At 69.1% G+C, this 25,298-nt stretch carries 27 protein-coding genes and 1 other RNA gene; 18 read left to right on the top strand and 10 right to left on the bottom strand.

All coding sequences use genetic code 11. The annotated features are described in order from the left end of the window. The first annotated feature begins 132 nt into the window (after window positions 1–132). Window positions 133–1,797, top strand: coding sequence for an alpha-amylase family protein (locus tag ACO1BU_RS24270; RefSeq protein ID WP_424138550.1), 1,665 nt, complete (start codon window positions 133–135; stop codon window positions 1,795–1,797). 15 nt (window positions 1,798–1,812) lie between these two features. Here the strand turns inward: ACO1BU_RS24270 and ACO1BU_RS24265 are convergent, their stop codons facing one another. Then, a complete protein-coding gene (locus ACO1BU_RS24265; protein WP_424138549.1) occupies window positions 1,813–2,874 on the bottom strand; it encodes a lysine-2,3-aminomutase-like protein in 1,062 nt (353 codons plus the stop codon). 76 nt (window positions 2,875–2,950) lie between these two features. On the opposite strand from ACO1BU_RS24265, the gene epmA reads away from it, so the two are divergent. From epmA to ACO1BU_RS24250, 3 genes are all read left to right on the top strand, one after another. Next, window positions 2,951–4,015: an EF-P lysine aminoacylase EpmA gene (gene epmA, locus ACO1BU_RS24260; protein ID WP_424138548.1), complete on the top strand. Its 1,065-nt coding sequence runs from the start codon at window positions 2,951–2,953 to the stop codon at window positions 4,013–4,015. 113 nt (window positions 4,016–4,128) lie between these two features. Next, window positions 4,129–5,367: a diguanylate cyclase domain-containing protein gene (locus tag ACO1BU_RS24255; RefSeq protein ID WP_424138547.1), complete on the top strand. Its 1,239-nt coding sequence runs from the start codon at window positions 4,129–4,131 to the stop codon at window positions 5,365–5,367. Between the two features lie 71 nt (window positions 5,368–5,438). After that, entirely contained in the window at window positions 5,439–6,464 is a 1,026-nt protein-coding gene (locus ACO1BU_RS24250; protein WP_424138546.1) for a tellurite resistance TerB family protein, read from the top strand. Window positions 6,465–6,554: 90 nt separating this feature from the next. Here ACO1BU_RS24250 and ACO1BU_RS24245 read toward each other — a convergent pair whose 3' ends face one another. Beyond that, window positions 6,555–7,268, bottom strand: coding sequence for an FkbM family methyltransferase (locus ACO1BU_RS24245; RefSeq protein WP_424138545.1), 714 nt, complete (start codon window positions 7,266–7,268; stop codon window positions 6,555–6,557). Window positions 7,269–7,352: 84 nt separating this feature from the next. On the opposite strand from ACO1BU_RS24245, the gene ACO1BU_RS24240 reads away from it, so the two are divergent. Continuing rightward, complete coding sequence (locus ACO1BU_RS24240; protein ID WP_424138544.1) at window positions 7,353–7,655, top strand: hypothetical protein; 303 nt, start codon at window positions 7,353–7,355, stop codon at window positions 7,653–7,655. A 68-nt stretch (window positions 7,656–7,723) separates the two neighbouring features. Here ACO1BU_RS24240 and thiE read toward each other — a convergent pair whose 3' ends face one another. From thiE to ACO1BU_RS24225, 3 genes are all read right to left on the bottom strand, one after another. Then, on the bottom strand, window positions 7,724–8,359 hold the full coding sequence (gene thiE, locus ACO1BU_RS24235) for a thiamine phosphate synthase (protein ID WP_424138543.1): 636 nt from the start codon (window positions 8,357–8,359) through the stop codon (window positions 7,724–7,726). Between the two features lie 251 nt (window positions 8,360–8,610). Next, window positions 8,611–9,528 carry a class I fructose-bisphosphate aldolase gene (locus ACO1BU_RS24230; protein WP_424138542.1) on the bottom strand — a complete coding sequence of 306 codons (918 nt, stop codon included), beginning with the start codon at window positions 9,526–9,528 and terminating at the stop codon, window positions 8,611–8,613. Between the two features lie 118 nt (window positions 9,529–9,646). Beyond that, window positions 9,647–10,063 (bottom strand): hypothetical protein, encoded by a 417-nt coding sequence (locus ACO1BU_RS24225; protein ID WP_424138541.1) that lies wholly within the window; start codon window positions 10,061–10,063, stop codon window positions 9,647–9,649. An 81-nt stretch (window positions 10,064–10,144) separates the two neighbouring features. Here ACO1BU_RS24225 and ACO1BU_RS24220 point away from each other — a divergent pair, with 81 nt between their 5' ends. The 6 genes from ACO1BU_RS24220 to ACO1BU_RS24195 all read left to right on the top strand — a co-directional run bounded on the left by ACO1BU_RS24220 (window position 10,145) and on the right by ACO1BU_RS24195 (window position 15,282). Further along, on the top strand, window positions 10,145–10,474 hold the full coding sequence (locus ACO1BU_RS24220; protein WP_424138540.1) for a hypothetical protein: 330 nt from the start codon (window positions 10,145–10,147) through the stop codon (window positions 10,472–10,474). Window positions 10,475–10,477: 3 nt separating this feature from the next. Then, the gene (locus ACO1BU_RS24215; RefSeq protein ID WP_424138539.1) at window positions 10,478–10,807 is read left to right on the top strand and encodes a cell division protein ZapA; all 330 of its coding nucleotides are present in this window, start codon (window positions 10,478–10,480) and stop codon (window positions 10,805–10,807) included. A 54-nt stretch (window positions 10,808–10,861) separates the two neighbouring features. Next, window positions 10,862–11,015: non-coding RNA, 6S RNA (gene ssrS, locus ACO1BU_RS24210), on the top strand. Then, window positions 11,002–11,628 (top strand): 5-formyltetrahydrofolate cyclo-ligase, encoded by a 627-nt coding sequence (locus ACO1BU_RS24205; RefSeq protein ID WP_424138538.1) that lies wholly within the window; start codon window positions 11,002–11,004, stop codon window positions 11,626–11,628. Before ssrS ends, ACO1BU_RS24205 begins: the two co-directional genes overlap by 14 nt. Next, window positions 11,625–12,446 (top strand): TIGR00282 family metallophosphoesterase, encoded by an 822-nt coding sequence (locus ACO1BU_RS24200; RefSeq protein ID WP_424138537.1) that lies wholly within the window; start codon window positions 11,625–11,627, stop codon window positions 12,444–12,446. The genes ACO1BU_RS24205 and ACO1BU_RS24200 overlap by 4 nt, the downstream gene beginning before the upstream one ends. A 367-nt stretch (window positions 12,447–12,813) precedes the next feature. Beyond that, the gene (locus ACO1BU_RS24195) at window positions 12,814–15,282 is read left to right on the top strand and encodes a mechanosensitive ion channel domain-containing protein (RefSeq protein WP_424138536.1); all 2,469 of its coding nucleotides are present in this window, start codon (window positions 12,814–12,816) and stop codon (window positions 15,280–15,282) included. A 423-nt stretch (window positions 15,283–15,705) separates the two neighbouring features. On the opposite strand, the gene ACO1BU_RS24190 is transcribed toward ACO1BU_RS24195, so the two are convergent. Then, on the bottom strand, window positions 15,706–16,653 hold the full coding sequence (locus ACO1BU_RS24190) for a homocysteine S-methyltransferase family protein (RefSeq protein WP_424138535.1): 948 nt from the start codon (window positions 16,651–16,653) through the stop codon (window positions 15,706–15,708). 235 nt (window positions 16,654–16,888) lie between these two features. On the opposite strand from ACO1BU_RS24190, the gene ACO1BU_RS24185 reads away from it, so the two are divergent. After that, window positions 16,889–17,557 carry a TetR/AcrR family transcriptional regulator gene (locus tag ACO1BU_RS24185; RefSeq protein ID WP_424138534.1) on the top strand — a complete coding sequence of 223 codons (669 nt, stop codon included), beginning with the start codon at window positions 16,889–16,891 and terminating at the stop codon, window positions 17,555–17,557. Between the two features lie 31 nt (window positions 17,558–17,588). Here the strand turns inward: ACO1BU_RS24185 and arfB are convergent, their stop codons facing one another. After that, window positions 17,589–18,014: an alternative ribosome rescue aminoacyl-tRNA hydrolase ArfB gene (gene arfB / locus ACO1BU_RS24180; protein ID WP_424138533.1), complete on the bottom strand. Its 426-nt coding sequence runs from the start codon at window positions 18,012–18,014 to the stop codon at window positions 17,589–17,591. Window positions 18,015–18,045: 31 nt separating this feature from the next. Further along, a complete protein-coding gene (locus ACO1BU_RS24175; protein ID WP_424138532.1) occupies window positions 18,046–18,675 on the bottom strand; it encodes an MSMEG_1061 family FMN-dependent PPOX-type flavoprotein in 630 nt (209 codons plus the stop codon). Between the two features lie 280 nt (window positions 18,676–18,955). On the opposite strand from ACO1BU_RS24175, the gene ACO1BU_RS24170 reads away from it, so the two are divergent. Genes ACO1BU_RS24170 through ruvA form a run of 3 tightly spaced genes read left to right on the top strand, consistent with a single transcriptional unit; the run spans window position 18,956 to window position 20,822 of the window. Then, entirely contained in the window at window positions 18,956–19,705 is a 750-nt protein-coding gene (locus ACO1BU_RS24170; RefSeq protein WP_424138531.1) for a YebC/PmpR family DNA-binding transcriptional regulator, read from the top strand. Further along, window positions 19,702–20,217, top strand: coding sequence for a crossover junction endodeoxyribonuclease RuvC (gene ruvC, locus ACO1BU_RS24165; protein ID WP_424138530.1), 516 nt, complete (start codon window positions 19,702–19,704; stop codon window positions 20,215–20,217). The genes ACO1BU_RS24170 and ruvC overlap by 4 nt, the downstream gene beginning before the upstream one ends. Beyond that, window positions 20,214–20,822, top strand: coding sequence for a Holliday junction branch migration protein RuvA (gene ruvA / locus ACO1BU_RS24160; RefSeq protein WP_424138529.1), 609 nt, complete (start codon window positions 20,214–20,216; stop codon window positions 20,820–20,822). Before ruvC ends, ruvA begins: the two co-directional genes overlap by 4 nt. 21 nt (window positions 20,823–20,843) lie before the next feature. Here ruvA and ACO1BU_RS24155 read toward each other — a convergent pair whose 3' ends face one another. Then, window positions 20,844–22,205, bottom strand: coding sequence for an MmgE/PrpD family protein (locus ACO1BU_RS24155; protein WP_424138528.1), 1,362 nt, complete (start codon window positions 22,203–22,205; stop codon window positions 20,844–20,846). 164 nt (window positions 22,206–22,369) lie between these two features. Here ACO1BU_RS24155 and panE point away from each other — a divergent pair, with 164 nt between their 5' ends. From panE to ACO1BU_RS24140, 3 genes are all read left to right on the top strand, one after another. Continuing rightward, window positions 22,370–23,296 (top strand): 2-dehydropantoate 2-reductase, encoded by a 927-nt coding sequence (gene panE / locus ACO1BU_RS24150; protein WP_424138527.1) that lies wholly within the window; start codon window positions 22,370–22,372, stop codon window positions 23,294–23,296. Between the two features lie 123 nt (window positions 23,297–23,419). Continuing rightward, the gene (locus tag ACO1BU_RS24145; protein WP_424138526.1) at window positions 23,420–24,460 is read left to right on the top strand and encodes a DNA/RNA non-specific endonuclease; all 1,041 of its coding nucleotides are present in this window, start codon (window positions 23,420–23,422) and stop codon (window positions 24,458–24,460) included. Between the two features lie 14 nt (window positions 24,461–24,474). Continuing rightward, complete coding sequence (locus tag ACO1BU_RS24140; protein WP_424138525.1) at window positions 24,475–24,729, top strand: hypothetical protein; 255 nt, start codon at window positions 24,475–24,477, stop codon at window positions 24,727–24,729. A gap of 16 nt (window positions 24,730–24,745) precedes the next feature. On the opposite strand, the gene ACO1BU_RS24135 is transcribed toward ACO1BU_RS24140, so the two are convergent. Then, window positions 24,746–25,144 (bottom strand): aromatic-ring hydroxylase C-terminal domain-containing protein, encoded by a 399-nt coding sequence (locus ACO1BU_RS24135; protein WP_424138524.1) that lies wholly within the window; start codon window positions 25,142–25,144, stop codon window positions 24,746–24,748. Between the last annotated feature and the right edge of the window lie 154 nt (window positions 25,145–25,298).

Here is a 25,298-nt window from a genome sequence, read left to right as displayed (position 1 = left end):
GCGCGAACTCCGAGGGCCGTCCCGATTGGCCTGAATGTCGGCCGAGGATCAGATCCCCTGGGGAAACCCGATGGGGCGAGCACGGTTTCGCCCGCTGGCGGGGCGGAGGAGCGCTGCCCAGAGGACGCGCGGATGATCAACGATCTCTGGTACAAGAACGCCATCATCTATTGCCTGTCCGTCGAGTCCTACATGGACGCGAACGGAGACGGGATCGGCGACTTCGAGGGGCTGACCCGCCGCCTGGACTACATCCAGGGCCTGGGGGTGACGACCATCTGGTTGATGCCCTTCCAGCCCTCGCCGCAGCGGGACAATGGCTACGACATCACGGACTACTACGGTGTCGATCCGCGCTACGGAACGCTCGGCGACTTCGTCGAATTCACCCATGGCTGCCACCAGCGCGGAATGCGGGTGATCATGGATCTGGTGATCAATCATACCTCGAACGAGCATCCCTGGTTCCAGGACGCCCGGAGCAACCCGAAATCCAGGTATCGCGACTGGTATGTCTGGGCCGACCACAAGCCGCCCGGTGCCGAGAAGGGCGTCGTCTTTCCCGGCGTGCAGGAGACCACCTGGACGCGCGATCCGGTCGCCAAGGCCTGGTACTTCCACCGCTTCTACGAGTTCCAGCCCGATCTCAACACATCGAATCCCCATGTCCAGGCGGAGATCCTGAAAATCATGGGATTCTGGCTGGAACTCGGCGTTTCCGGTTTCCGCATGGATGCGGTGCCCTTCGTGATCGCGACCAAGGGCGCCGATATCCGCAAACCCGTCGAGCAGTACGACATGCTGCGCAGCTTCCGCGAATTCCTGCAGTGGCGGCGGGGTGATGCAATCCTGCTGGCCGAGGCGAATGTGCTGCCGAAGACGAATCTAGAGTATTTCGGCGCGGACGGCGACCGCATGCACATGATGTTCAACTTCCAGGTCAACCAGTATCTGTTCTACGCGCTTGCCAGCGCTGACAGCCGGCCCCTGGTCGAGGCGTTGCACGCAACCAGCGCGCGGCCCAGCACGGCCCAGTGGGGAATTTTCCTGCGCAACCACGACGAGCTCGATCTTGGCCGCCTGACCGCGAAACAGCGGCAGGTGGTGTTCGAGGCCTTCGGGCCGGACAAGTCCGAGCAGCTCTATGACCGCGGCATCCGGCGGCGGCTGGCGCCGATGCTGAAGGGCGACCGGCGACGCTATGAACTGGCGACCAGCCTGATGCTGACGCTGCCGGGCACGCCAGTCTTCCGCTATGGCGACGAAATCGGGATGGGCGACGACCTGAGCCTGCCCGAGCGTGAATGCGCACGTACACCGATGCAATGGTCCAACGAACCGCATGGCGGCTTCACCAAGCACGACTCATCACCCAACCCCGTGATCTCCGGCGGCCCCTATGGCTTCGAGCATGTGAATGTCGCGTCCCAGCGGCGCGATCCGTCATCGCTCCTGAACTGGACGGAGCGCGCGATCCGGATGCGGAAGGAGATCCCGGAGATTGGCTGGGGCAACTTCACCACCGTACCAACTGGCAATGACGCGGTGCTGGCCCTCCGCTACGACTGGCGCAACAACTCCGTGCTTGTACTCCACAACCTCAGCGGGGAACCTTGCGAGGTGCTGGCCGATCCCGGCACGGCCGGGTCGCATGACAGCCTGCTGATCAATCTTCTGGCCGAGGATCACAGCCAGCCGGACGAGGAGGGCCGGCACCGCATCCTGATGGAGCCTTATGGTTACCGGTGGTTCCGCGTCGGCGGGCTGGACTACCTGCTCCGCCGCAGCGAGATCTGAGAAGGGGCGTCGCCGCTACGCGCCCTGGTCCGCCTGGAAATGCGTGCCCCCCAGCGGGCCCCGCACCTGCCAGCCGTCCCCGCGCCGCTCCGCGAAGTCGGGGCCGATCGGGGCCTTGCCCTGGCCCTCCGGCAGATCCAGCGCATAGGTCGGCCATGCCAGGCCGGTCACGCGGCCGCGCAGGGATTCGAGCAGGGCGCGGCCTTCCGCGATCGGCACCTCGAAACGGGCGGTGCCGGGCGCGCGGTCGAGCTGGTGGAGGTAGTAGGGCTTCACCCGGCTGGCGAGCATGGCGCGGAGCAGGCCTTCCAGGCTTTCCACCGTGTCGTTCACCCCGCGCAGCAGGACGGATTGGCCGAGCAGGGCGACGCCGACGCGGGAGAGGCGGCGGAGGGCAGCGCGGGCCGCCTCCGTGAACTCGCGCGCATGATTGGCATGAACGCAGAGGAACAGGGCCGTATCGGTGTCCAGCGCCTCCGTCAGCGCGTTGGTCACGCGAGCGGGATCGGCGACGGGCACGCGGCTGTGCAGGCGGATGATTTCGATATGCGGCATTGCCGAGAGCCGCGCGACGATATGGCTCAGGCGCCGCGGGGAGAGCATCAGCGGATCGCCGCCGGTCAGGATGGCTTCCCGAACCTGCGGATGGGTCTCGAACCAGTCCAGCGCCCTATCCAGCTCGGCCTCAGAGAGCACGCCGCCGGCGGGGCCGACCTGCTCCCGCCGGAAGCAGAAGCGGCAATAGACGGGGCAGGCCAGGAGCGGTTTCAGGAGGGCGCGGTCAGGATAGCGGTGGACCACGCCCTTTACGGGGGTGTGGGGGTGGTCCGCGATCGGGTCCGCCAGCTCCTGCGGTGTGGTTTCCAGCTCGGCAATGCTGGGAATGTACTGGGCGGCGATGGGGTCGGCAGGATCGGCCGGGTCGATCAGCGCGGCCATGGCCGGGGTGACCGACACGGCATAGCGCGCCGCCACGTCGCGCAAGGCAGGCAGGGCTTCGGCCGGGATCAGGCCGGCCGCCGCCAGGGCGTCCGCGTCGCGAAAGGGGCGGGGGGAGGGGATGGAGCCGTCGGGCATAGCGGGGCTGGTAGCCCCATCCGGCCGGTTATGTCACGGACAGCCGCAAGATTCCGCCCGCATGGAGCCCCTTCCGATGCCGCATGAACCCATGCCGCCCTGGCACCCTGAGGCGCTGGCCACGCGCCTGCCGGCCCTGCGGCGACGCGCCCGGCTGATCCGGGAGACGCGGGCCTTCTGGGAAGCGCAGGGCTGCACGGAGGTGGAGACGCCCTGCCTGGTGCCTGCGCCTGGGATGGAGGTGCATCTCCACGGCTTCCGATCCCGTTTCGAGCCGCATCTCGGCCGGGGGGAGGCGCAGGAGCTCTGGCTCAGGACCTCGCCGGAGCTGGCCATCAAGCGCCTGCTGGTCGCCGGGGTGGGAAGCTGCTTCGAACTGGCGCGGGTCTGGCGGAATGGCGAGGTTTCGGCCCGGCACGCGCCCGAATTCACCATGCTGGAGGTCTATCTCCGCGGCGCCGGGCTTGCTGGGCTGATGGACGCGGTGGAGGCCTATCTGCGCGCGGTGCTGCCGCCGGTGGTGGCCTATGAGGGGGTGGAGACCGACCTGTCCCTGCCTTTCGAGCGGGTGACGGTGGCAGATGCCTTCCGGCGCCATGCGGGCGGGATGGATCTCCTGGCCTCGGTTGATCCGGAAACGGCGGAGGGCGATGCGGCGGCGCTGCGCGAGGCAGCCCGTGCGGCTGGCCTGGCTGTGCCGGAGGAGCTGGGCTGGGAAGACCTGTTCTTCCACCTGATGCTGGAACATGTGGAGCCGCAACTGGGCCAGCAACGCGCCACCTTCCTGACCCACTGGCCCGCCCCTCAGGCGGCGCTGGCGCGGCGGGACCCGGTGGACCCGCGGGCGGCCTTGCGCTTCGAGGTCTTCGCGGCCGGGCTGGAACTGGGCAACGCCTTCGACGAGTTGGTGGACCCCGCCGAGCAGCGGGCGCGCTTCATCCGGGACGTGGCGGAGCGGGAGGCGCTGTACGGGCCGGGCTGGCCGGTGGACGACGATTTCCTGGCGGCGCTGGAACAGGGAATGCCGCCGACCGCGGGAATCGCAATGGGGTTCGACCGGCTCGCCATGCTGGCCGCCGGGGTGCCGGATCTGGACACCGTGCGCTGGCTTGGTGGGTGGCCTTTCGCAAAACGGGATTGAGGCTTGATCGCTTGCAGCCCCTGATTGCTATTCCATCCACCCCATGCATGCTTCACGCGAAATGAAAATGTGACGGCTGGGCCAGGGCGCGGCATTCGCAGGGGTTGAGGGGTATGAACGGCGTAGCGCTGCTTCTGGCCGAAGCGGGTCTGTACTTCGGGGTCATGGCCGCGCTCTTTCGGGCGCGCGGTGCGCTGGGCACGGGCGTCTTTGTCTGCGCCCTGGGCGTGATGCACTTCCTAGAGACCTATCTGGCCGCGGTCTTCTTCATCGAGCTGCCCTTCGGGCTGATCTCGCCCGGATCGACGGTGCTGTTTTCCGGCAAGCTCGTGATGGTGCTGTTGCTCTACATCAAGGAGGACGCGGAGGCGGTGCGGCAACCCGTCTATGGGTTGCTGATCGGCAATATGCTGATCGTGGCACTGTGCCTGCTGCTGCGTTACCAGGACCCTGTGGCAGTGGGGGCCACACCGCCGGATCTCGCCTTCGTTGATCAGATGGGCGTGCTGATGGTCTGGGGCACGCTGCTGCTCTTCGTGGACAGCATCATGATCGTGCTGCTCTACGAATGGCTGGGCGGCATCCTCGCGCGGCATCAGACCCTGCGCATCTTCGCATCCGCCGTCTTGGTGCTCAGCTTCGACCAGCTCGCCTTCTTTGCCGTGCTGCATCTGGTGACCGGCGTGCCGCTGGCCGCGCTGTTCGGCGGCTGGGCCGCGAAGATGGGCGCGGCAGTGGTCTATAGCGCGATGGTCGGGGCCTATCTGCACCTCTTCGAGGCACGGGGCGGGGAGGGGGAGCCGCGACGCATGGCGGATCTTTTTGACCTGCTGACCTATCGGCACCGGCACGCGGTGCTGCTGCGCGACGCGCGGCCGGATCCGGCAACCGGCGCCCTGGCACCCCGGTATTTGGCGGTGCTGGGCGAGGCGCGCTTCCGCCGGGCCCAGTCCTCCGGGCGACCGCTCGGTGTCATGATGGTGGAGGTTTCCGGCTCGAAGGATCTGGAAGGCGATGCCGAGAGAATGCGGCGTGTGGCGGAGGCGCTGAACTTCTCCCTGCGCAGCGAGGACCTTGTCTTCCGATACGGCGCCTCGCGCTTCGTGCTGCTGCTGGATGGCGTTACGCCCGAACTGCTGGGTCGGCTGGCGGACCGGCTGCCCTCCCAAGTGCCGGATCTGGCAGCGGCGGGCTGCGCCGGCATGAGCCCGGGTAGGCCGGCGGGCTCAACCGGGGTGTCCGACTTTGCCGAGCTGCTGCGGCGGGCCGAAGCGGGGCTCTGCCAGGCCAAAGGTGGAAGCATGCTGGGCCAGGAGCATCCCAGCCCGGTCTGGCGCGCCTACCCGGCCTGAGGGACCGATTCGCCCTGGCGCATCGAAGCGGGGTCTGGGGCGTTGTGCGGGTCTGATCGGGAGAGTCGCGCATGGTCGATACAAGACAGCTGTTAGAGGGCTTCCTGGGCGGGCAGGGGACCGGGCGCTGGTCCGACTCCCGGCCGGGCGGTGGGATCGGTAGCCTGGGAAGCGGCGGATCCTTGCGGGACATCCTCGGCGGCCTCCTCGGCGGGGGCGGCGGAATCGGCAGTCTCGGCTCCGGCGGGGCGGGAGGCGGCGGGATAGGCAGCCTGGGGCGCAACGACCGCGGAAGCGGTGGCTTCTTTGGCGGACCGATCGGCAGCCTGGGCGGCGGTAGCGGCGGGCTCGGCGGGATGCTGGGCGGCGGAATCGGCTCCATGGCGGCCGGTGGAATTCTCGGATCCGTGCTGGGTGGCAGGCGGCGCGGCGGCGGCGGGCTGCTCCAGATGGGTGGGATGGCTGTGCTGGGAACGCTCGCCTACCGGGCCTACAGGCAATGGCAGGAATCCCAGGCGCAGACGCAGGGCGGCCAGGCGCCTACCGGCCCCGGCGCTGCATCCATGCCTTCCGCTCCGCCACAGGCGGGACCCTGGTCGGGGGCCGCGTCGGCGCCCAGCACACCGGCCGTCAGCCCCCCAGCCGCTGCACCCGCCGTTCCGCCCGAGACCGAGTTCGCGCGGGAGGACGTGCCGGCGGCCGACGGGCAGCCCTTCGGCCTATCGCTGATCAAGGCCATGATTTCTGCCGCCAAGGCGGATGGCCATATGGACGAGGCCGAGCGCGGGCGCATCTTCGAGGAGGTCGAGCGGCTGCAGTTGGATGCCGACGCGAAGGGCTTCGTGTTCACCGCATTGGACGCTCCGCCGGATCCTGCCGCCACGGCCGCGCTGGCTCGCACCGACGCGCAGAAGGCCGAGATCTACATGGTATCCCGCCTGGTGGCGGAACCGGACACGGCGGCGGAGCGGGCCTATCTGGACGCGCTGGCGCATCGCCTCGGGCTGGCAGCCGGGCTGCGGCAGTCCCTGGATGCCCAGGCGGTCGAGGCGAACAAGCTGGCGGCCTCCGGCGAGCTGACGGGGCCGGCGTCGTGAGCGGCGTGACGATAGTCGGGCCCCTGGTGGTCGCGGGGCTGCTGGCCGCTGCCGCGGCAGCGGCCGCCATCCGCTCTGCCTCCCCGCAGGTCAGGCGGGCAGAAGCGCGTGCGCCTCGACGGCGCGCTCCCGCGGCCAGGCGTAGAAGTTGAAGATGTAGGGATTCGAGGCCTCAAAAATCGCGGGGTTGGGGCTGGCGCGCTGCATGGTCGGGCGGTTGAGTGCCTCCATCGGCTGCCAGCGGCCCGCATGGGCGAAGGCGGTCTCATAGCCGAGTGCGTCCAGGAAGGCCGGCGCGGCCCAGGTGCAGCCTTCGGCATGCCGCTCCTCCAACTCCAGGGTGAGGATGGGGCGGCAGCGGGCCAGGGTGTTCCTTGCTCCGCGCAGGATGGCGTATTCGGCACCTTCCGCATCAATTTTGATTGCTGTGCAGTCAGGGATGCCCAGGCTGTCGAGTGTGATGACCTGCACCGGCTCGCGCCGGATCGTCACGCTCGCCGTCTCATACGCGGCGTAGCCCTTGGCCGTGCTCGCCCATTGCCATTGCGGGATGCCATCAAGGACTGGTGTCGAAAGCGGGAGGGTGCCCGGCGCCTCGCCCAGCGCCTCTGGCCGGATGGTGATATTCGGCCGGTCCGCGGCGGCCTGGGCCAGGACGGCGCGTGCCGTCGCGAGCGGCTCGAAGGCGAGGACCCGCGCGCCGGGCAGCGCGGCCAGGGGCAGGGTCAGCAGCCCCTCATGCGCGCCCACATCGACCAGCGTGCCCGGGCGGTGCAGGGCGGTGAGGAAGGTCAGCTCGTCCATGGGTGGAAGATGGCGGCCGCTGCCCGCTCGGCAACCGGCCGGAACGCAGGACGTTGGAAACGCGGCACGACACGGAGGTTCCCCATGCGCATTCTGACCTTCGCCGCGGCCGCGCTGCTCGCCGCGTCCGCTGCGCCGGCCCTGGCCAGCACGACGAATGGTATCAATGAAACCGGCCGTTCCCCGGGGGCACCGCTTGACCGCGGCCCCTATACCGACAGCAATCGCGCCTATTCCGGTGGCGGGCTGGTGCTGGAAGGCGCGCCGGGCTACGCGGCGCCCTTGCCGCAGCAGACCGCGCCGGCCGGCTCCATGCGCCCGGAGGGTGGGCGAAGCATGGCGCAGGACATGCCAAAGCCGATGCCGGCCCCGATGCCGATGCGCTGATCCCGGTTGCCCTGGAAGCAGGATCACGGATGTGGGCCGGGTTCCCTGGGGACCCGGCCCGATCTGTGTCAGGCGCCTTCCGCTGCCCGCGCAATGGCCTCGTTCATCGCGCACACGCCCGCTGCCGGTCCTTCCGGATGGTTCCAGACAGTACTGACCACCGCGAGGAAATCGGCGCCGGCGCGCACCAGCGGCGCGCAATTCGCCGCCGTGATGCCCCCGATGGCCACGCAGGGAATCTCGAACAGGCCTGACCACCACTCCAGGATCTCAGGTTCCGGATGGTGGATGGCCTCCTTGGTGGTGGTCGGGAAGAAGGCGCCGAAGGCAACATAGTCGGCCCCCATCTCGCCGGCCTCCATCGCCAGGTGCCGGCTGGCATGGCAGGTGATGCCGAGGGTGCGGTCCTTCAGCAACTCGCGGGCCCTCGCATGGTCGCCGTCCTCCTGGCCGAGATGGGCCCCGTCGCAGCCGGTCTGCACAGCCAGCTCGGCATCGTCGTTCAGCAGGAAGGCAACGTCGCGTGACTGGGCCACCGGGCGCAGCACGTCGATGGCACGGCGAAGCTCGTCCCGGGGCGTGTCCTTCAGGCGAAGCTGGAGGCAGGCAACGTCGCCGGCATCGAGGGCCCTGGCGAGTGCGCCGGGAAAACTTTCGAGATCGATGCGGGGCGGGGTGATCAGATAAAGTCGGCAGTCGGTCATGGAGGGGGCGTGGTCCGGTAAGCGGCTTCGGCACGGTCATACCATGCCTTCGCGGCCACGACGCGGTGGCCAGACGGGCGCCTCTTCCGATGCTTCGCCAAACGGCGCAGCCGGCCGCCGGAGGCGCTTAATCACCGCAGCGACCTGGCTGCGAAATCGGCCAGGAATGGCAAGGCGATTTGGCCGGCACGGTCCATGTCGCGCCACCCGGCTGGCGCGGCGCGGGATCATCGCCCGCGCCGCCCATCGTCTCAGCTCTTGTAGATCTCGACGATGTCGGACAGCAGCTTCAGCGCCTCGGCCTTGGGACGCTGGAAGGTGTTGCGGCCGATGATCGAGCCATTGCCGCCGCCCTGGTGGATGCCGCGGGCCATGTCCATGATCGACTCGGCCGTGCCGGCCTCGCCGCCGGAGAAGACGACCAGGCGGCGGCCACCGAAGCAGGACTGCACCACGTGGCGGATGCGGCCGGCCAGCGTGCCGATTTCCGACACCGGGTTCTTCTCATAGGTCTTCTTGGCGGCATCGAGGCCGATCGCCTCGGTTGGCGGCTTCACCTTGATGATATGGGCGCCGAGAAGCGCGGCCATGTGCGCGGCATAGGCGCAGATGTCGAGCGCGGTCTCGGCCGTCTTGTCCAGGTTCGGGCCACGCGGATAACTCCACACCACCACGGCCAGACCGGCGGCCTTCGCCTCCTCGGCCATCTCGCGCAGCTCTTCCATCATCTCGAACTGGTATTCGGAGCCCGGATAGATTGTGAAGCCGATCGCGGAGCAGCCGAGCCGCAGCGCGTCGGAGACGGAGCCGGTGACCGCCTGGTCCTTGGTGGTGGACAGCGAGTTGGAGCTGTTGACCTTCAGGATCGTCGGGATCGCGCCGGCAAACGTGGAAGCGCCGGCCTCAATCATACCGAGCGGTGCGGCATAGGCGTTCAGCCCGGCCTCGATCGCCAGCTCGAAATGGTAGCGCGGGTCATAGGCAGCGGGGTTGGGGGCGAAGGAGCGGGCGGGACCGTGCTCAAAGCCCTGGTCCACGGGCAGGATGACCATGCGGCCGGTTCCGCCGAGCTTTCCCTCCATCAGCATGCGGGCGAGATTCGCCTTGGTGCCGGGATTGTCGCTCTCGTACCAGCCGAGGATCTCCTTCACCTTCGGCGTCAGCTGCATGACGGAATCCTCCTTTGGCGTGTGTGGGTCGCGTTTCGGAGTTAGCCTGGGGCAAGGAACCTGTCACCGCCGGGGCACCGGAATGGACCGGATTCCGGCCTCCGTCGTGGGTTGCGGATCAACTTGGCAGGCTGCCGAGATGGCGGGCGAGAATGGCGCGGCCGCCGGGCCGGCGGAGATCCAGGCGCGATAGATCCAGCGTCGCCGGCGCGGCGGAAAGAAGTGTGGCGCCGGCTTCCGCAGCCGCAGCGGACACGGCGGGGAAAGCGGGATGGGGGGCCAGCACCAGCAAGCGCCAGCCCTGGCGGATGGCATCGAGCGCAAGGCCCGGTGCGCTGCCGCAATCCAGGGCGGCATCATGCGGCACGGCGGGATGGGCGGCCCTCGCCAGGTCCAGCATGGCGGCTACGGTGGCAGCGCCCGGCCAGGCCGCGGCACCGGGGGCGGAAAGGAGCAGCACGCCCGCCGGCCCGGCCAGGGCAAGGGCGATGGCGGCTTCTTCCGACGAACGGAAGCGAATCGCTGGGCGGGTCACGGTTGACCCTCTTGCGGGCGGATGCCTAAAGCCCTCACGCTTGTGTGCGGGATCATGGCCCGCCCGCGGGCATGGGATGATATGGCGCGCGCAGCATGGGATGCGCGCAGGGGAATTGGGGGCGGCATGGCGGACAGCCTGGCAGAAGCGGCCGCGCGGCTGGAAGCGGCGGTGGAGCGGCTCGCGGAGGCCGCCAAGGCCGTGAAAGCGCAGAGGCCGCCGGCAGGCGTGCCGTCGGAGGACGTGGCGGAACTCTCGAAGCGGCTGGTAGCGACCATCGCCCGGCTGCGCGCTGCGATGCCCGAAGGGGCGGAGTTCCCGGATACGGGCGAACTGCCCGCCGGGGATGACGAGGGATTGCCGGAACAGGGCGGCCAGCACGATGTGCCGCGCCGCGCCGAGGAGGGCTGAATTTTGGGACAGGTCACGGTTCGCGTCGGCGGCTACAGCCATCCGGTTTCCTGCGAGGACGGGCAGGAGGCGCATCTCGTCTCCCTGGCGGCGGAGGTGGACCGGCGTGTCTCCTCAGTGAAGACCATGGGTGGCTCCTATGGCGAATCCCGCCTGCTGCTGCTGGCGGCGCTGCTCCTGGCTGATGAGGTGCATGACCTGAAGGTAGAGCTAGCCCAGGCCCGCGCGGGCATCGCGCCGCCTGTGGCGCCCACCGATCCGCGTTTGGCCGAGCGGCTGGCGCGGGTGGCGGAGCGAATCGAAGGCATCGCCTCGGACCTGAACAAGGCCTGAAGCTTTTGCCCCCGCACCCTGGCGCTGGACGGCCAGCCACCCTAGATAGGGTGGGCGGGGCTGCCTTTCGCGCCAGGCATATCATCCCCAGGGCCAATAAGCATCCTCCGGGAGCTGGCTCTGTCCGGACCCTGGTCCGGGTATCTGGCGCCCACCTGCAATAGCAGGCCTTGGGAGGACGATCGCCAGCGGTCATGGCGGCTCCGCACTTACCCCCTTTTTCCGAGCATCCCGATACCGGGGATGACCCGCGGCTGCGCGCGGCGAAGATCGTCGCGCGCGAGGAAGCCATGGCGCGCCGGGCCAAGGCCCGCGCGGATGGCGCCGGGGCGGCCCTGGCCGCGCATGTGCTGCGGGAGGCGCCGCCGCCTCCGGGCGCCGTGGTGGCCGGCTTCTGGCCGATGGGCCATGAGATCGACGTGGTGCCGCTGATGCGGGCTTTGGCCATGCGCGGGCACGCGCTCTGCCTGCCGCGCACGCCGAAGCGCGGTTCGCCGCTCGATTTCCGGGTCTTCGCCTTCGGGAATAAGCTGAACAAGGGACCGTTCGGCACCTTGCAGCCCGCCGAGGACGCGCCACGCGCCATCCCGGGCTGGGTGATTGTGCCATTGCTGGCCTTCGATCGTGCCGGCCGGCGACTGGGCTATGGCGGGGGGTATTACGACAGGACCCTGGCCCTGCTACCGGGGGCCGGAACACTCGGCGTGGCCTTTGCCTGCCAGGAGATGCCGGTTGTCCCCGCCGGTCCGTTGGACGCACCGCTGGACGCGGTGGCAACGGAGACCGGGGTGATCCGCTTCAAGGAAGGATCGCGGGGTTGAGAATCCTGTTCCTCGGCGACGTGGTTGGGCGCGCCGGGCGTGACGCGGTGGTATCGCGACTGCCGGGACTGCGGGCCGAGCTGAAGGCCGATCTTGTTGTGCTGAACGGAGAGAACGCCTCCCACGGCTTCGGCCTGGCGCCTGACATGGCGCGGGCCTTCCTGGAGGCCGGGGCCGACGTGCTGACGCTCGGCAATCATGCCTGGGACCGCAAGGAGATCATTCCTTACATCGAGGGCGAGCCGCGGCTGATCCGGCCAATGAACTATCCGCCGGGCACGCCGGGGCGCGGGGCGACCGTGGTGGAGGTGCCGGGTGGGCGCCGGGCGCTGGTGATCCAGGTCATGGGGCGGCTGTTCATGGAGCCACTGGACGACCCTTTCCGCGCCGCGCAGGCTGAATTGGCGCGGCACACGCTGGGGCCCCATGGCAGCGTACAGGCCGTGGTGGTGGACATCCATGCCGAGGCGACGAGCGAGAAGCTGGGCTTCGGGCATTCCTTCGACGGCCGGGTGAGCCTCGTGGCGGGCACCCACACCCATGTGCCGACCGCCGACTACCAGGTGCTGGAGGGCGGCACGGCCTACATCACCGATGCCGGCATGTGCGGCGACTATGACAGTGTGATCGGCATGCAGAAGGCCGGGGCCGCCATCCGCTTCTGGCGCAAGGTGCCCTCGGAGCGCCTCGCGCCGGCCGAGGGCGAGGCGACGCTCTGCGGCGTGCTGGTGGAAACCGACGATGCCACCGGGCTGGCACGGCAGATCGGGCCCGTGCGGCTCGGCGGGCGCCTCTCACAGATCATGCCGGGTTTCTGACCGGGCCGCTTCGGCGGGCTTCTCCGAATCCCTCCAGGCAGGTCCCGGTGCCGCAGCCGCCCTCAGCGTTGTGGAAGCGGATCAGGCTTCCGTTACGCCCTCGCGGTTGCAACCGGACCCGGCCCGGACCGCTTCATCCCGGAGTTTCGCGCCAGGCCCCGGTATCCGGCGGGGCGTGGGCGTTGCGCTGTGTCGGAAGTTTCCGCGGGCCCGCGACAGGCTTGCGGATCGCCCAGCCTGACCGTGTGAAGGCTTTGGGCCGCTCGCCGGAAAGGGATCTGCTTCCGTCACAGGATCATTGAACTGGAACCGGGGAGCCATCCGACGCATGCAGCCAGTCTTCCGTGCCAGGAGCATATCCGGAGGCGTGTCGCGCATCCTGTTCCTGGCGGGCCTTCTCGCCATGCTGCCCCTTCTTGCCACGCCCTTGCGGGCTCAGCAGGCCGGCGGCACGACCGGGACCGAGCGACCGCTGTCGCTGACGCCGGAGCAGGCCCGCAACGCGCTGGAGGTGCTGCAGGATGGAACGCGGCGCCAGCAGGTCATCGACCTGCTGCAGGCGGTCGCGGGGGTTGCCCCAGGCGCGGAGCGTGGCGATGCCGGAGCGGCGACCTCGGCGGCCGGCGCAGCGCCCGCCCCGGCTGCAGCCGCGCCGGCAACCCCGGCCGCCGCACCCGCTGCCGCACCGCCTGATTCAGTCTCGCTCACCTCCGACAGCCTGCTGGCGGAGATCATCAAGGCCCTGTCGGACTGGGTGTCCGCGCTCTCCTCGCATCTGGCGGCGGCGGGCACCACCATTTCCAGCGTGCCGCTCGTCTGGGCCTGGTTGGTGCGGACGGCGAGCAATCCATTCGCCCAGTCGGCCATCCTGAATGTGGCCTGGCGGCTGGCCGTGGTGCTTGCCTGCGCCTGGGCGGCGCGCTGGGCGGTGCAACGGGGGTTGCGCCGGCCCATGCACGCCATCGCGCGCCGGGCAGAGAAGAAGGCGGTGCAGCGGCGGGTCGAGCGCGCCTCCGGTGCGGTGAAGGGGCCGCAGGTCGCGACCCAGGCGGAGCTGCGCCTGATCCAGCGCGCACCGCTCGCGCTGCTGCGCCTGGTGCTGGAGCTGGTGCCGATCGGCATCTTCGCGGTGGTGGGCAACCTGCTTCTGGCGACGCCGCTGGGGAATGGGGGCATCGTGCCGCTGATCATCCTCGCCGCCGTGAACGCCTTCGTCGTCCAGCACGTCATCATGGCAGTGGGCCGCGCCGTGGTGGCGCCCCAGGCCCGGCCCTTGCGGCTGATCCGCATGTCGGATGAGTCGGCGGCCTATGCCGAGGTCTGGCTGGGCCGCATCAGCGGCGTCGCGATCTATGGCATGGCGGTGCTGGAGATCGCACGGCTGCTGGGGCTCTACCCGGCAGCCTATGCCTCGGCCGCGAAGCTGGTGATCCTGCTGAACCACGTCCTGCTCATCATCGTCGTGCTGCAAAGCCGGCGGCGCGTGGGGGCCGCGATCGACGCGCCGGCGGATGCCACGGGCACCATCGCCCTGATCCGGCACTGGCTGGCACGGATCTGGCACATTGTTGCGATCTTCCTGCTCCTGGCCCTGTGGTTCATCTGGGCGCTGCAGATCCAGAACGGCTACGGCCTGCTGCTGCGCTATCTCGGTGCCACGGTGGTGGTGCTGGCAGTGGCGCGGTTGCTGGCCATGACCCTGCTGGGCGTGCTCGACCGCATGTTCAAGATCAAGGCGGAGACGGCAGAGCGGCTGCCCCTGCTGGAATGGCGGGCGAACCGCTACGTGCCGATGCTGAGGCGGGGCATCTCGGTGGTGATCGGAATCATCACCATGCTTGCCCTGCTGCAGGTCTGGGGGCTGGACGTCATGGAGTCCTTCCGGGATGGCGGCCTGGGCGAGCGGATCGCCAGCTCGGTCCTGATCTTGCTGATCGCGGGCGTTCTGGCGGTCGTCATCTGGGAGGGTACAAATGCCTGGATCGACCGGACGATCGCCGACATGTCGGCGCGGGGCGAGCGGGGGCGCGCGGCGCGGCTGCGTACGCTGCTGCCGCTGCTTCATACCACGCTGCTGGTGGTCATCGTGGTGATCATCGGGTTCACGGCGCTGTCGCAGCTCGGCGTGAATGTCGCACCGCTGCTGGCGGGCGCCGGGATCATCGGCGTCGCGGTGGGCTTCGGTTCGCAGAAGCTGGTGCAGGATGTGATCACCGGGATCTTCCTTCTGCTGGAGAACACGATGCAGGTAGGGGATTGGGTGACGGTGTCCGGACTGTCGGGATCGGTGGAGAACCTGTCGATCCGCACGATCCGGCTTCGGGCAGGTGATGGATCCGTGCATGTGATCCCGTTCAGCTCGGTCACGACGGTGACCAACACGAATCGCGGCATCGGCAATGCGGCCGTCTCGGTCACCGTCGCCTTCTCGGAGGATCCGGACCGGGTGGGAGCGGTGCTGAAGGAGATCGGGGCGGAGATGCGGCAGGATCCGGCCTTCAAGGACGACATCCTGGACGATTTCGCGCTGTGGGGAGTGGACAAGGTGGATGGCGCCACCTTCACCGTGCTCGGGCAAATGAAGTGCAAGGACACCGGACGCTGGGGCGTGCAGCGTGAATTCAACCGCCGGATCAAGCAGCGCTTCGAGGAGCTGGGAATCGCGATCGCCCTGCCCGCGCAAACCGTCGTCCTGTCGCGCGCCGTGCAGCCCCATGCGGGGCGCCAGGAAGATCCGGTAAGAATGCTGCGGGACGAGGTGCAAGGCGCGCCGGCCAGCGATGGCGCTGCGGACCGGCGATCCCCGCCGCCTGCGGCGCTCGGCAACACGCAGTAGGGTGTGGCCTCCAGCGGACGGCCGCGGCCATGACCGGCAGCACCACGGTGGGATCGAGGAAGCTGATCTGGCCGCCACGGCGGAGATAGGCGTCGTAGCTGCCGCCATGCACATCGTAGAGGCCGAAGAGGTCGGCGAAGAAGCAGGCATCGAAGCAAGCCGCTTCCAGAACCCGCGCGATGTGCTCGTAGCGGCTGGGCTTCAGAATGTCGTCCAGGGTGGATTCCGGGTGCCGCCAGCCGCCCACATGCATCGCGGCCGGGCCGGTCTTCAGACAGGCAACAAGATGCATCCGGCTTCGCGACATGACGCCGACCTTCTGTCAGGGATGCATGGCGGTCGCCAGCCTGGCCCTGCCTTGCATGGTCTCGCGCAGGTCTCGTGCGCAGAAGGCCCGCGCAGGAGAGCGCAGGCGACATGCGCTCAAGCGGCGGCCGGGAGGCAGGCCTCGCAGATTGCCGCGATATGCCGGTGGTCCGTTCCGCAGCAGCCGCCGAGGATGTGCATGCCCGGAAATCTCCGGCGAAGCACGCTGTAGCGGCGGCCGAGGTCGCCCGGATCCCCCATATCGAGTGTCTCAGACTCGTCCAGCTCCGCATGGCTCTTGGCGGAGGCATTGGCGCGGATGCCACGGATTCGGGCCAACCAGGCCTCGTTGGCCTCCAGGGCCTGCTCGAAATGGGAGGGATGGGCGCAGTTGATCATGTAGTAGGCTGGGCTTGCGCCGGTTTCCGCGTCTACCGTTTCGATCGCCTCGCGCAGGGTGGGGCCGGTCACTAGCCGGCCATCCGTTTCCACCGTGAAGGAGATGGCGCAGGGCATGTTACGTGCGGCGGCGGCGCGCGCGATGCCGATGGCCTCGTCAGTGCCGGTCAGGGTGAAAGCGGCTACCATGTCCGCCTCGGCCTCGGCGAAGGCGGCGATCTGGGCGGCGTGATAGCGCTCGGCCTCGTCGATGCCGGTCCGGCCAGGCTTGTAGCCGTCACCGCGCGGACCGATGGCGCCGCTGATCACGCAGGGGGTGGCCGGTGTCTGCCAATCCTCCCGGAGATCGTGCAGGATGCGGGTGGCGGTCATGTTGATCCGCCGCAGGCCATCGGCGTCATAGCCAAGTCGCGCCCCCCAATCGGGGTTGGCGCGCCAGGTTGCCGAATCCAGAACGAAGCCGACGCGCCGATCACGGGCGAGCGCCAGATACGCCTCGTAGTAGCGGCGGAGCCGGCCCCGGCCCTCCGGCGTCTCCAGCAGGACGAAAGATGCGAAGTGGGGCAGGTTCAGCCCTTCGTGGAAAATGAGCGTGGTCTCCATGCCCCCATCGGTCAGGAAGGTCGTTCCAGCGAGTTGCGGCAGGGCGTCGCGGTACTGGGCCATGGGGTGTCTCCGGGCGCTTTGGTCCGCCTGAAGGGCTGGCAGGAGGTGGCGGAATGGCCGGAGTTATCGGGCGCATGGCGCCGCACGGACTAGGCGGCTCGTGGTACGGTACGGGAGAGATATGAAAAACCTTGCTTCCCTAACGGGATACATGAATCTCTGAGCGGCGGCCCGGCGAGGCGACAGGCTCCCGCCGGACAGAACTGTACCGATGGTGCAGGACCGGGAGGCTGCCATGAGGAAAGGCAATGCGACCCGCGAACGGATCCTCGCGATCGCCGAAGCTGGGGTGCTGGCGAAGGGATTCGGCGCCACCTCCATCGAGGAGGTGATCGCGGAGGCCGGGATCACGAAGAGCGGCTTCTTCTACCATTTTCGTGACAAGAACGAGTTGGCCCATGAGATGCTGCGCCGTTACGTCGCGACGAATGACCAGCTCTTCGACGAGATCTTCGCGCGCGGGCGAGAGCTGTCGGACGACCCGCTTCAGGCCTTTCTCATCGGGCTCAAGCTGCTGGCGGAAATCATGGCCGATCTGCCGGGTACTCATCCGGGATGCCTGATCGCCAGCATCTGCTACCAGGAACGGCTGTTCGACCGGGAGGTAAGGGCGCTGACGGCGCGTTCGGTGGAGGCGTGGAACGCGCGTTTCCGCGGCATTCTCGAGGAGATCGCCGCCATCCACCCGCCAGGAGAGGCGCTCAATCTGGCGGATCTGGCGGATATGCTGTCCTGCGTGGTCGATGGAGCGATCATCATGTCCAAGGTGCTCCATGATCCCCGCCGGCTGGAGCGGCAGATCCTGACTTATCGGAGCTTGGTAAAGCTGCTCTTCGCGGAGAGGGCAGGCTTGGCCGGCGGGCCCCAACGCCGGCCGGACGAAAGCCTCGCGCCCGCGGCCTGAACAACACTCGGACGGCGAGCAGACGAGGGGTTCAGTCGTCCCGCACGCGGGCGCGGCCCTGCTTGATGCCGGCGCGCACTCCCTTGGCGGTGAGGCGGCGTTCCTTGCTGCCCCGGGTCGGCTTGGTGGGGCGGCGCGGTGGCGGGGGCGGGATCGCGGCCTCCCGGATCAGGTCGGAAAGGCGTTCCAGCGCGTCCTCCCGGTTCCGGAGCTGCGTGCGGTGCCGCTGGGCGGTGATGACGATCTCGCCACCCGTGGTCAGTCGGCGGCCGGCCAGGCGAAGCAGGCGGGCGCGGACCGGCTCCGGCAGGCTGGGGGAGGTTGCGGCAGGGAAGCGGAGCTGGACCGCGGATTCCACCTTCTGGACGTTCTGGCCGCCCGCGCCGGAGGCGCGGAGGAAGCTGAAATGCAGCTCGTCGTCCTGGAGGGTGATCCGCGGTGTCACCTGATGCGGCATGGAAACCGGCTTGGCACGGGGCCGCCTCGTCTTAGTAGAGATTGTCCGCGCAATAGGGCGCGGTGACGTTGTCATAGGTCTCGGCGGCATAGGCGCCCTTGGTGTGCTCGGAAATCAGCTCGCCGCCGCTGGGCACGCCTTCGGGCTTCGCGCGGCCGGACCAGAGGCCGGCACGCAGCAGGGCTCGGGGGCACTGCATATAGACCTCGGTGACTGAGATCAGCAGGACGGTGGCGGGCTGGGCGCGACCCATCACGAGGCGTGCGCGCAGTTCGGGATCCGTGGTGATGCGGGCGGTGCCGTGCACCCGAAGCGTCTCCCCCATCCCGGGTACGAGGAAGAGAAGTGCGACACGCGGGTCGTCCAGCACGTCCCGCAGCGCGTCCAGCCGGTTGTTGCCGCGGCGGTCGGGCAAGGCGACGGTCTTTTCGTCCAGCAGGGTCACGAAGCCCGGGGCGTCACCGCGCGGGGTAGCATGGGGGCCGCGCTTTCCGATGGTGCTCAGGACGCAGAAGGGCGAGGCGGCGATAAAGGCGGCGCTGCGGCCTTCGATCCGGTCCGTGGCCTTGGCCAGCACAACAGGGCTCGGCGCGGCATAGAGCGCGGCCAGGGCCTCATGGGAGGTGACGTCGAAGGGGTGGTGGGAGGGGTTAGCGTCCATGGCGGGATGCTCCAGCGGGTCCCCACCATGGTGAAGCCGTTTGGGGGGGCGAGGGCAAGGGCAGTCTCATCCCCGGGCGGGGGGAAGGGGGCCGTCCATGGGGCCGGGTGGCGTTGGGCCACCTCGCCCATTATGATCGGGGTCCCAAGCCTCGCCGCGCGGGCCGCCCCGGACGGACCGGGGCCCTGGCCCCGGCGGGCCGGCGTGCGGCCCATGGGTTCCCTCCGGAGGACCTCCGGGGCCGGTACGCCGCCGACCGAGAAGGAACAGGACGCCGACCATGGCCGGCCATTCGCACGCCAAGAACATCGCCCACCGCAAGGCAGCGCAGAGCGCCAAGCGGGCCCAGGCCTGGGGCAAGCTGATCCGGGAAGTCACCGTTGCGGCCAAAACCGGCCTGCCCGACCCTGCCCACAACCCACGCCTGCGCGCCGCCGTGAAGGCCGCGCTGGTCGCCAACATGCCGCGCGACACTGTCGATCGCGCAATCAAGCGCGTCGCCCAGGGCACCGACAACGAGAACTATGACGAGGTGCGCTACGAGGGCTACGGGCCGAACGGCGTCGCCATCATCGTCGAGGCGCTGACCGACAACCGGAACCGCACGGCTTCCGACCTGCGCTCCATCTTCTCGAAGAATGGCGGCGCGCTCGGCGAATCCAACTCGGTGGCCTTCCAGTTCGAGCGAGAGGGCGTGGTGCGCTATCTGCCTTCCGCCGGCGATGCTGACACGGTGCTGGAGGCGGCGATCGAGGCCGGTGCGCAGGATGTGGAAACCGATGAGGACGGCCACGCCATTCGCACGGCGATCGAGGACCTTTTCGCCGTGCGCGAAGCGCTGGAGGCGAAACTGGGCCCGGCCGAGAGCGCGAAGCTGGAATGGCGCCCCAATGCCACCGTGCCGTTGGATGAGGAAGCCGCACGCGGCGTGCTGAAGCTGGTGGATGCGCTCGACGACCACGACGATGTGCAGAATGTCTATGCCAATTTCGACGTGCCGGACGACGTGCTCGATCGGCTGACGGCTTGAGCCAGGCCGTTCGCATTCTCGGGCTCGATCCCGGTCTCCAGCATACAGGCTGGGGGCTGGTGGAGAGCAACGGGTCACGGCTGCGGCATCTGGGCGATGGCGTGGTGAGCACCAAGGCCGACCAGCCGCTTGCCGACCGGCTCTGCACCATTCATCGCGGGCTGACCGAGCTGATCGAGACACTGCGGCCGGATGAGGCCGCGGTCGAGCACACCTATGTCAACAAGAACCCGGGCGCGGCGCTGAAGCTGGGGCAGGCGCGCGGGGTGGTGCTGCTGGCCCCGGCACTGCTGGGCGTTCTGGTCGCCGAGTACCAGGCGATGGAGGTCAAGCGCGCCGTGGTCGGCACCGGCCATGCCGACAAGGTGCAGGTGCAGGATATGGTGCGGCGGCTGCTGCCGGGCGCGGTGATCAAGCGGGCCGATGCGGCTGATGCCCTGGCGATTGCGATCTGCCATGCGCATCACCGCGCATCCCGCGTGGCGCTCGCACGGGGCTATGTGCCGGCATGATCGGAAAGCTGACCGGACGTCTGGATTCCGTGCATGAGGGCGGCTGCATCCTGGATGTGAACGGGGTGGGCTATCTCATCTCCGCCTCGTCTCGCGCTGTCGCGGCGCTGCCGCCGGACGGGAAGGGCACGCTTTGGATCGAGACGGTGGTGCGCGAGGATGCGATCACCCTCTACGGCTTCGCGGATGCCGCTGAGCGGGACTGGTTCCGGTTGCTGACGGGCATTCAGGGCGTGGGGCCGAAGGTGGCGCTCGGCCTGCTCTCCGCGCTTTCGCCCCGCGATCTGGCGGCGGCCATCCTGGCGGGGGATCGGGGTAGCCTGACCCGGGCGCCGGGGGTCGGGCCGAAGCTGGCCGTGCGGCTGCTTTCCGAGTTGCGGGAGAAGGTCGGGGGCATGCCGACCGGCGACGCCGCCTTCGTCGTGCCCGCCGCGCCGGTGGCGGAGCGGGGTACCGCGGCCGACGCCGTCTCGGCGCTGCTCAACCTGGGATGGCGGCGGCCGGAAGCGGCCTCGGTCGTCGCGCGGGTTCAGGAGCGGCTGGGCGAAGGCGCGGACCTGAACACGCTCATCCGCGAGAGCCTCAAGGAAATGGCGCCGCGCTGAGAGGCGGGGCGCCGGTTTCCCTCAGGCCGCCTGCCGCGCCCCGAGCAGTGGCACCGGGCCGGGCAGGGCCTGGCCCTGCAGCAGCGCCTGTTCCAGTCGGGCCGAGGTCTCGGGCCCGATGGCGGGGATGGTCAGCTCGCGAAATTTGGCGGCGAGTTCGGCATCACTCAGCGGCGCGTCAGGATCGCCCTTCCGGGTGGGCTGGTAGCGCTCCAGGACGCGCCCATCGGCCAGGGTAACGGATACTCGGGCGGCGCGGCGCCCCGGATAGGCGTCGGCCAGCTCGGGGTCGAGCGAAACCGTCACCTTGGCCATGGTGGCGCGGATCGCCGGATCAGCCAGGGCTTCCGGCTCAAAGGCAGCCAGGCGCACGCCGCCGAGATGCAGCAGGGCTGCGGCACAGTACTGCATGGAGAAGCGGCAATCCTGCTCCGTCCGCGCCTGCGGCCGGTCGCAGACGGTCTTGGTGGGGCCGTAGCCGCCGACATGGATGGCCGTGACCTGCTCAGGGGTGAAGCCGTGCTCGGCGCGGAGCACATCGATGGCATCCAGCCCCGCGAAGATATGGCCGCAGCAGCCATGGTTCTTGAAGGTCATGGCGGCGATGGCGTGGTGCTTGCCCAGGCCTGCCAGCGCCTTGTCCCACTTGCCCGTGTCCTCGCTGGTGGCGGCGGCGAAGCCGGCGGGGCCGTCCAGCACGTCCAGTGCGCCGGTCACGCCCTGGGCGGCGGCCATGGCGGCCAGCGCCCCAGCCTCGGCGGCATGGCCGGGATGGAGCGGCTTGCTCATCCCCTCGCCCCGGAAAGCCTGCTGAAGCCCGCCGGCCATGGTGGCGGCGGTGGCCAGCGCATGGGCGGTGCGGGTGGCGTCCAGCCCCAGCAGCACCGAAACGGCCGCGGCGGCCCCGAAGGTGCCCACCGTGCCTGTGGTGTGCCAGTAGCGATAATGGCTGGGCTGCACGGCGACGCCGATGCGGCAGCTCACCTCATAGCCCGCGATGGTGGCGCGCAGCAGGTCCTGCATGGAGGCACCGGTGGATTGCGCGGCGGCCAGGGCGGCGCTGATGGTCGGGCAGGCCGGATGATAACCGGCGTCGCGATAGATGTCGTCGAACTCCACCGTATGGCTGGCCGTGCCGTTGAGCAGCGCGGCCTGGCGAAGCGGACCGCGCGTGCCATCCACATAGCAGACGGCCTTGCCGGGTCCGCGCTCCGCCGCCAGGGCAGCGGCCAGCAGGGTGGCGGGCGGGCGGGAGCAGCCGGGCAAGAGGCAGGCGAACCAGTCCAGCAGGGCGCGGCGGGCATGATGCTCCAGCTCAGCCGGGAGAGGCTTGCCACGCCAGCCGGCGGCATGGTCGGCAAGGCGGAGAAGCGGATTGCTCATGCGGTTCCTCCCAGGCGGGCTTTGCCCCTAGGCCAGCTTATAGCCGCTGCCCCGCCCAGCGGTAGCCGCATGGGCCATCACCCCTCCTGGCTGGGCGCACCGGATGGCCTGTGCCAGCATCCGTGGCGGGCGATGCCTCGTGCGGTCCGAGCGGGAGAGTGGGAATGCGGCTTTTGGTTGTGGGGGCCGGTTCGACCGGCGGCTATTTCGGTGGCCGCCTGGCCCAGGCGGGCCGGGATGTCACCTTCCTTGTCCGTTCCCGCCGGGCGGAGATGCTGCGGAAGGACGGGCTGCGGATCATCAGCCCCCATCACGGCGACGCCACCCTGCACCCGAAGCTCGTGACTGCCGATGCGATCGAGGGGACCTATGACGCCGTGCTGTTGGCGGTGAAGGCTTATTCGTTAGATGCCGCGCTGGACGACATGGCGCCCGCCATCGGCCCGGGCACGGCGATCGTGCCGCTGCTGAACGGCATGCGCCACATCGATGTCCTGATGGAGCGCTTCGGAGCGGAGGCGGTGGCCGGCGGCGTCTGCAAGGTCGCGGCCACCGTGGATGATGAGGGTACGATCCGGCAGCTCGCGGGTTTCCAGGATCTTGCCTATGGCGAGTTAGACGGTCGCGACACGCCACGCATGCAGGCACTGGACGCGATGATGCAGGGCGCCGGCTTCCCCGCCCGCCTCTCCCCGGAAATCGAGCAGGAGATGTGGGAGAAATGGGTGATGCTCGCGACCATGGGCGCCATTTGCTGCCTCATGCAGGGCGCCGTGGGGCAGGTCGGCGCGGCCCCGGGCGGGCAAACCTTCATGCTGCGCGTGCTGGACGAGGTCCTTGCCGCCACCAAGGCTTGCGGCCATCCGCCGCGTGAGGCCCTGGTGGAGAATATCCGCCAGCAGCTCACCACGCCCGGGTCGAACCAGACGACCTCCATGTTCCGTGACATGCAGCAGGGTGCGCCGGTGGAGGCGGAGCAGATCATCGGTGATCTCGTTGCACGCGCGGCGAAGCGGGGTGTGGACACGCCGCTGCTGGCCGCCGCCTATACGCGTCTCGGCCTTTATCAGAACGGGCGTGCGACGGCTTAGGAGGGTCCTGGCGGATCCTTCTCTGACTTCCGTCAGCGCCGCGGCTAACCTTCCGGGCTGCTCAGGGCCTGCCAGGGGCGCGCGGCGATTCCGCCCCGCGGTGATCTGCCCTAGTTTGCCGGCATGACGTTCCGGCAACCCGGCGTGACGATCGCGCAGTATGTACCTCCACCCGCAGGCCGGATCCCACGGCGGGGAAGGGGGGCGGCGCTGGGGGCTTGGCTGCTGCTCTCCCTGCTGGCCGGCATTCCCGCCGTGGAGGCGGCGCCGACAGCTTGCCCCCAGCATTATCCGGAAGGGGTGGCACCCGACATCACCCGCCCAGCGCTGGCCGCCCAGACACGCGAGCTGTGCTTCCGGGCCTTTGCGGTGCTGCACAGCGGCGTCTCGCGTACCGCGCTGGCCGCGGCCGAGCACCTGACGCGTCGCCGTATCCAGCAGGCCCGGCAGTTGCAGCGCGATGACGCCTTCCACGCGGAAGACGCGCTGCCCGAGGATGAGCGTGCCCGTCTCTCCGACTATGCCCGTTCCGGCTATGACCGCGGCCACATGGCGCCTTCCGGCGACATGCCAACCGCCGCAGCCCAGGCCGAAAGCTTTTCTCTCGCCAATATGGTGCCCCAGAGCCCCGGCTCGAATCGCTGCCTCTGGGAGGGGATCGAGAGCACGGTGCGCAACCTGGCCATGGAGGAGGGCGAGGTCTGGGTGCTGACCGGCCCCATCTTCGAGGGCCGGAACCTTCAGCGCCTGAACGGCAGGGTGCTGGTTCCAACCTCGCTCTACAAGGCGATCTACCTGCCCAGGCGCGGGGAGGCCGGCGCCTATGTCGCACCGAACGAGCCGGGCATGGCCTGGCGGGCCGTCTCACTGGACGAGTTGCGCGGCATCGCGGGACTGGACGCCTTTCCCGCCCTGCCGGCGGCCGTGAAGGCCCGCGCCATGACCTTGCCGGAGCCGCGCCCGAGCAATGTCCGCGGCAGTTGTGACGACCAGCCGGAGGTGGCCGGCAACACGCCGCAAGGGCCGCGGGCCGGGCAGGGGCGGGCCCCGCAATCCGCCCCACAGGAATCCAGCTGGGGCGGTGGCAACACAGGCCTGATCCTGGCCGGGCTCTTCGCCGTGGTGATGGTGATTGCGCTTTACCGCGTATTGGGGCGGCGCTGATGGGGAGGCAAGCTGTGACCTTCGTTCCCTATGCCAACGAAGTCGCCACGATGCGGCTGGGCCAGATGACGCTGGAGAACCGGGTGGACCGGGTTTCCCTTTATGGCAGCCTTGACCTCACCCGAGACAAAGTGGGTCTCGCCCAGGCCCGCCGGCTGCGGGCGCTGCTGGAGGCGACCGTCGCCGCGCTGGAGGCCGAGGGAGACAAGCTGCCGGACCGGGTGCGGACTGGCGAGCACACGGACCAGGTGAAAAACCCTTTCAACTGACGGCCTGCCCCGGCGCTCAGCCCGACAGGACCGGGGAGGGGGAGGCCACCCCGACTTCCTGCCCCAGCACGCGGGCTATGACGCGGTCGGCCAAAACGGCATCGGCCGCCATCCCGCGCCATGCGATATGCTGGTCCGGCCGCACCAGCATCTGATGCCGGCCATAGACGCGCATGGCGTTTGCTTCCCCGATGGTCAGCACCGCCAATGGCATGCCCCGCCGTGCCGCGGCATCGATGATCGCGCGCTCAGGCGGCATTCCGATGGATAACAGCGTGAACCACGGCCCCAGGCGATCGAAGATTGGCGTGCCTTCCTCCAGCAGGATGCTCGGCAGCCGCACGCCCGGCACCGTGCTCGGCACGTAGCGGCGCGGGGCGTTCGGCGGCGCCTGCTCTGGATCGGCGCAGATCACCGGTGAGTGCGCATAGGCATAGCCGTACTAAGGCCCGTTGACATTCAGGATTCCCATGGTGGTCTGGGTGTGATTCAAGCTCCGCTTTGGCGGAGTGGCGGCAGGGATGGATCGGGATCGGTTTGTGGTGAGCGATGCGGTCTGGGAGAAGGTC

Source organism: Roseomonas chloroacetimidivorans (assembly GCF_049629625.1).
GTDB lineage: Bacteria > Pseudomonadota > Alphaproteobacteria > Acetobacterales > Acetobacteraceae > Roseomonas > Roseomonas chloroacetimidivorans.
The sequence above is the reverse complement of the archived record's forward strand: the minus strand, read 5'-3'. Positions and strand labels throughout refer to the sequence as shown.